The 7,583-nt window shown below is 65.5% G+C and carries 9 protein-coding genes; 3 read left to right on the forward strand and 6 right to left on the reverse strand.

The window, feature by feature from the left end:
• Window positions 1–67 precede the first annotated feature (67 nt).
• On the reverse strand, window positions 68–1,216 hold the full coding sequence (locus tag B3E91_RS00775) for an acyl-CoA dehydrogenase family protein (protein ID WP_287027929.1): 1,149 nt from the start codon (window positions 1,214–1,216) through the stop codon (window positions 68–70).
• A 93-nt stretch (window positions 1,217–1,309) separates the two neighbouring features.
• Complete coding sequence (prmB, locus tag B3E91_RS00780) at window positions 1,310–2,230, reverse strand: 50S ribosomal protein L3 N(5)-glutamine methyltransferase (RefSeq protein ID WP_090229352.1); 921 nt, start codon at window positions 2,228–2,230, stop codon at window positions 1,310–1,312.
• Window positions 2,231–2,397: 167 nt separating this feature from the next.
• On the opposite strand from prmB, the gene B3E91_RS00785 reads away from it, so the two are divergent.
• The 3 genes from B3E91_RS00785 to B3E91_RS00795 all read left to right on the forward strand — a co-directional run bounded on the left by B3E91_RS00785 (window position 2,398) and on the right by B3E91_RS00795 (window position 4,086).
• The gene (locus B3E91_RS00785; RefSeq protein ID WP_090229355.1) at window positions 2,398–2,991 is read left to right on the forward strand and encodes a cysteine hydrolase family protein; all 594 of its coding nucleotides are present in this window, start codon (window positions 2,398–2,400) and stop codon (window positions 2,989–2,991) included.
• An 81-nt stretch (window positions 2,992–3,072) separates the two neighbouring features.
• The gene (locus tag B3E91_RS00790) at window positions 3,073–3,390 is read left to right on the forward strand and encodes a hypothetical protein (RefSeq protein ID WP_273229226.1); all 318 of its coding nucleotides are present in this window, start codon (window positions 3,073–3,075) and stop codon (window positions 3,388–3,390) included.
• A 138-nt stretch (window positions 3,391–3,528) separates the two neighbouring features.
• Entirely contained in the window at window positions 3,529–4,086 is a 558-nt protein-coding gene (locus tag B3E91_RS00795; protein ID WP_287027930.1) for a Smr/MutS family protein, read from the forward strand.
• A gap of 55 nt (window positions 4,087–4,141) precedes the next feature.
• On the opposite strand, the gene B3E91_RS00800 is transcribed toward B3E91_RS00795, so the two are convergent.
• The 4 genes from B3E91_RS00800 to B3E91_RS00815 all read right to left on the reverse strand — a co-directional run.
• Window positions 4,142–4,870 carry a proteasome-type protease gene (locus B3E91_RS00800; RefSeq protein WP_287027932.1) on the reverse strand — a complete coding sequence of 243 codons (729 nt, stop codon included), beginning with the start codon at window positions 4,868–4,870 and terminating at the stop codon, window positions 4,142–4,144.
• Between the two features lie 117 nt (window positions 4,871–4,987).
• Window positions 4,988–5,815, reverse strand: coding sequence for a transglutaminase family protein (locus B3E91_RS00805; RefSeq protein WP_273229229.1), 828 nt, complete (start codon window positions 5,813–5,815; stop codon window positions 4,988–4,990).
• Window positions 5,812–6,765, reverse strand: a complete 954-nt coding sequence (locus B3E91_RS00810) for an alpha-E domain-containing protein (RefSeq protein ID WP_090229364.1) — start codon at window positions 6,763–6,765, stop codon at window positions 5,812–5,814. Before B3E91_RS00810 ends, B3E91_RS00805 begins: the two co-directional genes overlap by 4 nt.
• A gap of 4 nt (window positions 6,766–6,769) precedes the next feature.
• On the reverse strand, window positions 6,770–7,583 hold an 814-nt coding region (locus B3E91_RS00815), incomplete at its 5' end, for a circularly permuted type 2 ATP-grasp protein (RefSeq protein ID WP_287027933.1).

Here is a 7,583-nt window from a genome sequence, read left to right on the forward strand (position 1 = left end):
CCGGCATTGTCGAGTTTCAAACTGCATGAATGCTTCAGGGCCGGGTTGCAATTTGCCCGCCTGCCGCCTACAGCCCCATCTGCTTGGCGATGATCTCGTTCATGATCTCCCGCGAGCCGCCGCCAATCGAAAGAATCCGCACGTCCCGGTACAACCGCTCCACCAGGCTCTCGCGCATGTAACCCATGCCGCCCAGAATCTGCACCGCGTCATGGGTGATGCGCTCGGCGGCGTCGGTGGCGATGTTCTTGGCCATGGAGATTTCCTTGATCACCGACTTGCCCGCGGCCATCTTCGCCGCCTGGCGATAGGTGAACTCGCGCGAGCCCTCCAGCTGCGTGGCCATTTCCGCGAGGCGGTGCTTGAGCACCTGGAACTTGCCAATCGGCTTGCCGAAGGCACTGCGCTCGCGCGCCCAGCGCATCGCTTCCTCCAGGGCCATCTGCGACGTCATGTTGGCCATGATCGCCAACGCCAGTCGCTCCGACTGGAAGTTCGCCATGATGCAGGCGAAGCCGGCATTTTCCACGCCGATGAGGTTTTCCCGGGGTACCCGGCAATCCTCGAAGAACAACTCGGCGGTATCCGACGCCCACCAGCCCATCTTCTTCAGCGGCTGCCCGACCCGGAATCCGGGTGTGCCCTTCTCGATCAGCAGCAGGCTTATCCCGCCAAATCCCACGTCACCGGTACGCACCGCCACGGTGTAGTAGTCCGCGCGCGCGCCACTGGTGATGAAGGTCTTGCTGCCGCTGACCCGATAGAAATCGCCCTCGCGCACCGCGCGGGTCTTCAGATTGGCCACGTCGGAGCCGCCGGAAGGCTCGGTGACCGCCAGGGCGATGACCTTTTCTCCCGCCAGAACGGCCGGAACCACGCGCTCGCGCAGGGCCGGAAGCGCCCAGCGCAATACCGGCGGCAAGCCGATGTCGAGCGAGCCCAGACCGGCCACCAGGCCGCCAGAGCCGCAGCGCATCAGCTCCTCGCTGGCGGCGACCTTGGCGAACAGGTCGCCTTCATGGCTGCCGCCGAATGCCTCCGGATACCCGATGCCGAGGATTCCCGCCGCACCCGCCTGGCGATAAAGCGCCAGGGGAAAGCTGCCCTGCTCTTCCCAGACGTCGACCTGAGGGAGGATTTCCCTTTCGACGAAGCGCCGCACCGAATCGCGCACCAGTTGGTGGGACGGCTCGAAGTATTCCTGGCAGGCAGACATGGCATCGCTCCAATAGGATCAGCGACGACCTTACCTAGCGCTTGCTTGGTTTTCAATCAGCCAGTTGTGCCACCGGCGATGGCATTTGCGCCGTCAGCGAGAAACCCGCGAGCGAAACAGGGCCTGGTGTTCGCGGCACTGGGCGGCGCCGAGAAGGAATACGCCGTGGCCGCCCCGGGCGAATTCCAGCCAGGTGAAGCGCACTTCCGGATACAGCGCCTCGACATGCACCTGGCTGTTGCCGACCTCGACGATCAGCAGACCGCGCTCGGTCAGATGATCCGCCGCCTCGGCGAGCATTCGCCGCACCAGATCCAGGCCGTCATCACCGCAGGCCAGCCCCATCGCCGGCTCGTGGTGGTACTCGGCCGGCATGTCGGCGAAATCCTCGGCATCGACATAGGGCGGATTGGAGACGATCAGGTCGAAACGCTGACCCGGCAGGCCGTCGAAGCCATCGCCCTGGACCGTATGCACGCGCGCCTCGAGGTCATGCCGCTCGATGTTCTGGTTGGCGACTTCCAGGGCATCGAAGGACAGGTCCGCCAGCAGCACTTCCGCCTCTGGAAAGGCATAGGCGCAGGCGATGCCGATGCAGCCGGAACCGGTACAGAGGTCGAGGATGCGTTTCGGCTCATCCGCCAGCCAGGGCGTGAAGTGCCCGTCGATCAGTTCGGCGATGGGCGAGCGCGGCACCAGAACACGTTCGTCGACCAAGAACGGCAGCCCGCAGAACCACGCCTCGCCAAGCAGGTAGGCGGTCGGTACGCGCTCCTCGATGCGCCGCCGCAGCAATTCCTGCAGGGCGTCGCGCTCGTCATCCTCCAGCCGGCAATCGAGGTAGCTGTCGGCGATTTCGTAGGGCAGGTGCAATGCACCGAGGACCAGTTCGCGCGCCTCGTCCCAGGCGTTGTCGGTGCCATGGCCGAAGAACAGCTCCTCGGCATGGAAACGGCTGACGGCCCAGCGAATATGATCGCGCAGGCTGCGCAGGCGGGAAGACGAAGCGGTCACGGCGGTGCTCCAAGGCAAAAAAGCGCAAGTTTAGCCCAAGGCCGGCGCTGAAACACCGCACGGGAAAGCCCTGAAATGGCGCGGACCGAGTGCCGGGGTTTTAACGATTCACTTCCGCGGGCCGGCAGGTGACAATTGGCAGATGTTGCATTAAGAGGATTCCCGCCATGTCCATGCCGCAAACCCTGTTCCAGCTCAGCGGCCGTGGTTATGCACCGGCCACCCTGAGTAACGCCACGCTGTTGATCATCGATGCGCAGGAAGAGTATCGCAGCGGTGCGATGGTCCTGCCCGGCCTGCAACCGGCGGTCGAGGAGATCGCCAGCCTGCTCGCCGCCGCGCGCCAGCTCGGTCGTCCGGTCGTCCACGTGCGCCACCTAGGCATTCCCGGCGGCCTGTTCGACCCGCAGGGGCCGCGCGGCGACTTCCTGCCCGGGCTGGCCCCGCAGGCCGGTGAAACCGTGGTCGAGAAACGCCTGCCTAACGCATTCGCCGGCACCGACCTGCATGACCGCCTGCTCGCCATCGGTCATCTGGACCTGATCGTCTGCGGGTTCATGACCCATTCCAGCGTCAGCACCACGGTGCGTGCCGCCAAGGATTACGGTTACCGCTGCACCCTGGTGGACGCCGCCTGCGCAACCCGCGACGTGCCGATGGGCGCGTCCTGCCTCTCCGCCGCCGACCTGCACAAGGTCGAAGTCGCCGCCCTCGCCGACAACTTCGCCACCGTGGTTGCCGACGCCAAGGCCCTGGTCTGAATCGGACGCGCTGCGGCGCGCCGAGGAACCCGAACGCCCCACGCGAGTCATAGGCCGATATTCGAAAGGAAAGGGTTCTGAATGAAGTTAACCGATAGCTACGCCCGCACTCTGCGGCCACGCAAGCCCAGCCGCTGGCTGTGGCGCTTCGCGGCCTTGCTCGCGTTGCTGTTCGGCATCGTCGGCCTGCTGATGGGGTTCACCGGCGCGGCCACCCTGCTCGGCCATCCCATGGTACTGGGCGAATTCAACGACACCGCGAGCGAAGCCGGCGTGCTGCTCGGTGGCGGCCTGTTTCTCCTGTTGCTGGCGATCCTGCTCTGGCGCAAGTGCCGTCGCAGTCTGCAGGCCGGCAACGACCTGAGCATCGCCCCGCACCTCCTGAAGAAGCGCGGCTGACGTCGGTCACGCCAGGCGTGAGATCGCGGGCGCCTTCCGATCTCCGCAAGCGTTTCCAACCCCGGCGCCCGTTCACCCGCGCGACGAGCGACTGGGCGAAGGGCCGCTGATAGACTGCGCCGTTCCGAGGAGGACGACATGCAAGACGACGAAACCGACCTGTTCGCCGCGCAAATGCGCGGCGTCAAGCGCATTCAGGTGGACATCGCCGATACCGGCAAACCGCGGGCCGATCGCCTGCAGGTGGCCAGCCGGCGGCACAACGCGATCCAGCCCAACGACCGGGTCAAGGTGGACGGGCTGTCCGACCAGTTCGTCATCGATGTGGGCGCCGAGGACGAACTCTACTGGGCGCGTGACGGCGTCCAGGAAAGCCAGATGCGCAAGCTCAAGGCCGGACAGATCGAGTTCGAGGGCAGCCTGGACCTGCACGGCATGCGCGTGGAACAGGCGCGGGGAATCCTCTGGGAGTTCCTCGCCGAAGCCGCCAAGCACGAAGTGCGCTGCGCCCGCGTCACCCACGGCAAGGCGGCGCGCGTCGATGGCAAGCGTCCGATGATCAAGAGCCACGTCAACACCTGGCTGCGCCAGCACCCTCAGGTGCTCGGCTTTGCCTCGTGCACGCCGCGGCATGGCGGAACGGGCGCGATCTACCTGCTGCTCAAGCGCACGATGATGGAAGGTCGCGACGAGTGAGGCCGCCGCGGCGGTGCTCACCCACGAAAAGGGCCGCAGCGCGGCCCTTGTTCATTCACTCGCGGTAGTCGTCCGGGGTTTCCGGCAACTGCCCGAGCAACTCGCGCAGGCCCTCGCCCCACTGTCCGCGCACGCCCTCAAAATAGGCGTCGCCCTCCTCCACGCGATATCCCTTCGGCACCACCAGGCTATCCGTCCGGTACACCAGCAGGTCCAGCGGCATGCCCACCGAGAGGTTACTGCGGATGGTCGAGTCGAAGGAGATCAGCGCGCAGCGCAGGGCTTCGTCGAGCGGTGAGTAGAACGTCAGCGCGCGGTCGAGGATTGGCTTGCCGTACTTGCTCTCACCGATCTGGAAATACGGGGTATCCGGCGTTGCGGCAATGAAATTGCCCTGTGGATAGAGGTTGAACAGGCCCGGCTCCTGGCCTTTGATCTGCCCGCCGAGAAGGAACGAACAGCTCATGTCGACGCCGCCATCCTGGCGCGAATCGTGTTCGCTCATCTCGCGAATCGTCTGGCCGACCAGCCGCGCGGCGTCGAACAGCGTCGTCACGTTGTACAGGTGCGGGCAATCGCCATTGAGCCGCTGGCGCAGCAGGTTGATCACCGATTGCGAGGTCGCCAGGTTGCCGGCGGTCTGCAGCACGATCAACCGCTCGCCCGGCACGCCGAACACGTAGAGCTTGCGGAAGGTGGCGATGTGGTCGACGCCGGCATTGGTGCGCGAGTCGGAGACGAAAACCAGGCCATCGGCGAGGTTCATGGCGACGCAGTAAGTCATGAATGAGTGATCTCGAGTTGATTGAGCGCCGGGTTGTCGGTTTTGCACCGACAGCCTGGAGCACTCATTTTACAACTTGAGCAGCGCGCATCGTCGCCGATTGCGCGCGGCGGGCCCTCACTGCTGGGTCTGACCCTGGGATTGCCCCTGGGATTGCGATTGCGACAGGGTCGGCGACACCAGCACCTTGGCGTGCATCTGCTCGACGCCGCCGCCACGGCGCATGCCGCGTACCGGGCAGGCATCGAGGTAATCCAGCCCTACGGCGAGTTTCAGGTGGCGCTCCGGGCGCGACAGGCCGTTGGTCACGTCGAAGCTGTACCAGGCGTCGTTCAGCCAGGCTTCCGCCCAGGCGTGACTGGCCAGGTGGCCGGCGTCCTCGGTGTAGATGTAGCCGGAGACGTAGCGCGCCGGGATGCCCAGGCTGCGCGCGCAGGCGAGGAACGCGTGGGTGTGGTCCTGGCAGACGCCGCTCTTGCCGGCAAAGGCTTCGGCGGCGCTGCTGTCGACCTTGGTGGAGCCGGGGGTATAGACGATCCGTTCGCTCAGTGCATTCATCAGGCGGATCAGTGCATCGCGATCGCGGTGGCTGTTGCACTGCTGGTGGGCGAACTCGCGCAGCGCCTCGTCCGGCTGGGTCAGTCGGGTGAAGCGCAGGTACGGATACGCCGACTGGTCGTCGTGCTCTGCTTCGCAGTGCTCGTCGATGTCGACTTCACCGCTGGCGCTGATGATCAGGTCGTCGTGCGGTTCGTCCATGGTCAGCACGTGAAGGATGTTGCCGAAGGGGTCGAGCTGCGCGCGCACCGGGCGCGGTAGGCTGAGCTGCCAGTTGAGTACGTGCTGGCGCTCGCTGTCGTGCGGCGTCAGGCGCAGGTACTGGATGCTGGTGCGCACCTGATCATCGTAGTGATAGGTGGTGTCGTGGCTGATGGACAGTCTCATGCCGCCTCCAGGTAGGAAATGTGGATGGCGCTTCCGAGCTGGCCCACCAGTTGGATGAACTCGGTGATCCAGCCGTGCAGGCCTTCCTCGCCGTTGAGCACTTCTTCGATGCTGCTGTAACGCAGGCGGGCGTCCATTTCCGCGGCCAGTCGTTGTGCGGGCCGGCCGTTGTCGCCGGGCAGGCTGGAAAGAATCAGATTCAGTTCCTCCAGACAGGCACGCAGCGAGCGTGGCACGTCCGGACGCAGCAGGAGCAGCTCGGCCACCTTCCGCGCGTGCGGCGAGCCGCGGTAGATCTCGGCGAAGGCCTCGAACGAGGACAACGCGCGCAGCAAGGCGCTCCACTGGTAGTAGGCGCGCGCCGAGCGGTCGTCGATGTCGTCTTCCTCGCCGAGCAGCTCATAGCGCGCATCGAGCAGGCGCAGGGTGTTGTCGGCGCGCTCGATGAAGGTTCCCAGGCGGATGAAGCGGTAGGAATCGCTGCGCATGATGGTGCCGAAGGTGGCGCCACGGAACAGGTGCGAACGCTCCTTGACCCATTCGCAGAACCGGCTGATGCCGTAGCCGCCAAGGCCCTGCTGGGCGATGCCGCGCATTTCCAGCCAGGTGGCGTTGATGTTTTCCCACATGTCCGCGGTGATGCGCCCGCGTACGGCATGCGCGTTGGTGCGAGCGGCGCCCAGGCAGCTGTAGATACTCGCCGGGTTGTTCGCGTCGAAGGCGAAGAAGTGCAGCATGCGCTCGGCGTTGAGCTGGCCATGCAGCTCGAGGTAATCGTCGAAGGTGCCGGTGATCAGCAGCGGCATCGCCAGTTCGTCGAGGCCGTCGCCGCGTCCGTCGTGCGGCATCAGCGACAGCGAGTAGCTGACGTCGAGCATGCGCGCGAGGTTCTCCGCGCGCTCCAGGTAACGTGACATCCAGTACAGGTCAGAGGCCGTTCTCGAAAGCATTCCCTTAATCCTCCACTACCCAGGTGTCCTTGGTTCCGCCGCCCTGCGACGAGTTGACCACCAGCGATCCCTCGCGCAAGGCCACTCGGGTAAGACCGCCGGGAACCAGCTGCGTTTCGCGGCCAGTCAGGACAAAGGGGCGCAGGTCGATGTGGCGCGGCGCGATGCCCTTCTCGACGAAGGTCGGGCAGGTCGACAGGCTCAGCGTCGGCTGCGCGATGTAGGCCTCCGGCCGGGCGATGATGCGCTGGCGGAAATCCTCGATCTCCGCGCTGCTGGCAGCCGGGCCGACCAGCATCCCGTAGCCGCCGGAACCCTGGGTTTCCTTGACCACCAGCTCCGGCAGGTTGGCCAGTACGTGGGACAACTCGGCCGGCTTGCGGCATTGCCAGGTCGGCACGTTCTTCAGGATCGGCTCCTCGCTGAGGTAGAAGCGGATCATGTCGGTGACGAACGGGTAGACCGACTTGTCGTCCGCCACGCCAGTGCCGATCGCGTTGGCCAGCACCACGTTGCCCGAGCGATAGGCCGACAGCAGCCCGGGGACGCCGAGCATGGAGTCCGGGTTGAACGCCAGCGGGTCGAGGAAGGCATCGTCGAGGCGACGGTAGATCACATCCACCGGGCGCGCGCCGGCGGTGGTGCGCATGAACACCTTCTCGTCGCGGACGAACAGGTCGGCACCTTCCACCAGCTCCACGCCCATCTCGCGGGCGAGGAAGGCGTGTTCGAAGTAGGCGCTGTTGAAGCGCCCCGGCGTCAGCACCACGACGCTGGGGTTGTCCATCGGGCTGGCGCACTTGAGGGTGTCCAGCAGC

Source organism: Pseudomonas sp. UBA6310, assembly GCF_002438225.1.
Lineage (GTDB): Bacteria > Pseudomonadota > Gammaproteobacteria > Pseudomonadales > Pseudomonadaceae > Pseudomonas_O > Pseudomonas_O kuykendallii.

Excerpts from the sequence above, each read along its gene's own strand:
- B3E91_RS00775 (WP_287027929.1), bottom strand. The coding sequence starts at position 1,216 with ATGTCTGCCTGCCAGGAATACTTCGAGCCGTCCCACCAACTGGTGCGC.
- B3E91_RS00785 (WP_090229355.1), top strand. The coding sequence starts at position 2,398 with ATGTCCATGCCGCAAACCCTGTTCCAGCTCAGCGGCCGTGGTTATGCA.
- B3E91_RS00790 (WP_273229226.1), top strand. The coding sequence starts at position 3,073 with ATGAAGTTAACCGATAGCTACGCCCGCACTCTGCGGCCACGCAAGCCC.
- B3E91_RS00795 (WP_287027930.1), top strand. The coding sequence starts at position 3,529 with ATGCAAGACGACGAAACCGACCTGTTCGCCGCGCAAATGCGCGGCGTC.
- B3E91_RS00800 (WP_287027932.1), bottom strand. The coding sequence starts at position 4,870 with ATGACTTACTGCGTCGCCATGAACCTCGCCGATGGCCTGGTTTTCGTC.
- B3E91_RS00805 (WP_273229229.1), bottom strand. The coding sequence starts at position 5,815 with ATGAGACTGTCCATCAGCCACGACACCACCTATCACTACGATGATCAG.
- B3E91_RS00810 (WP_090229364.1), bottom strand. The coding sequence starts at position 6,765 with ATGCTTTCGAGAACGGCCTCTGACCTGTACTGGATGTCACGTTACCTG.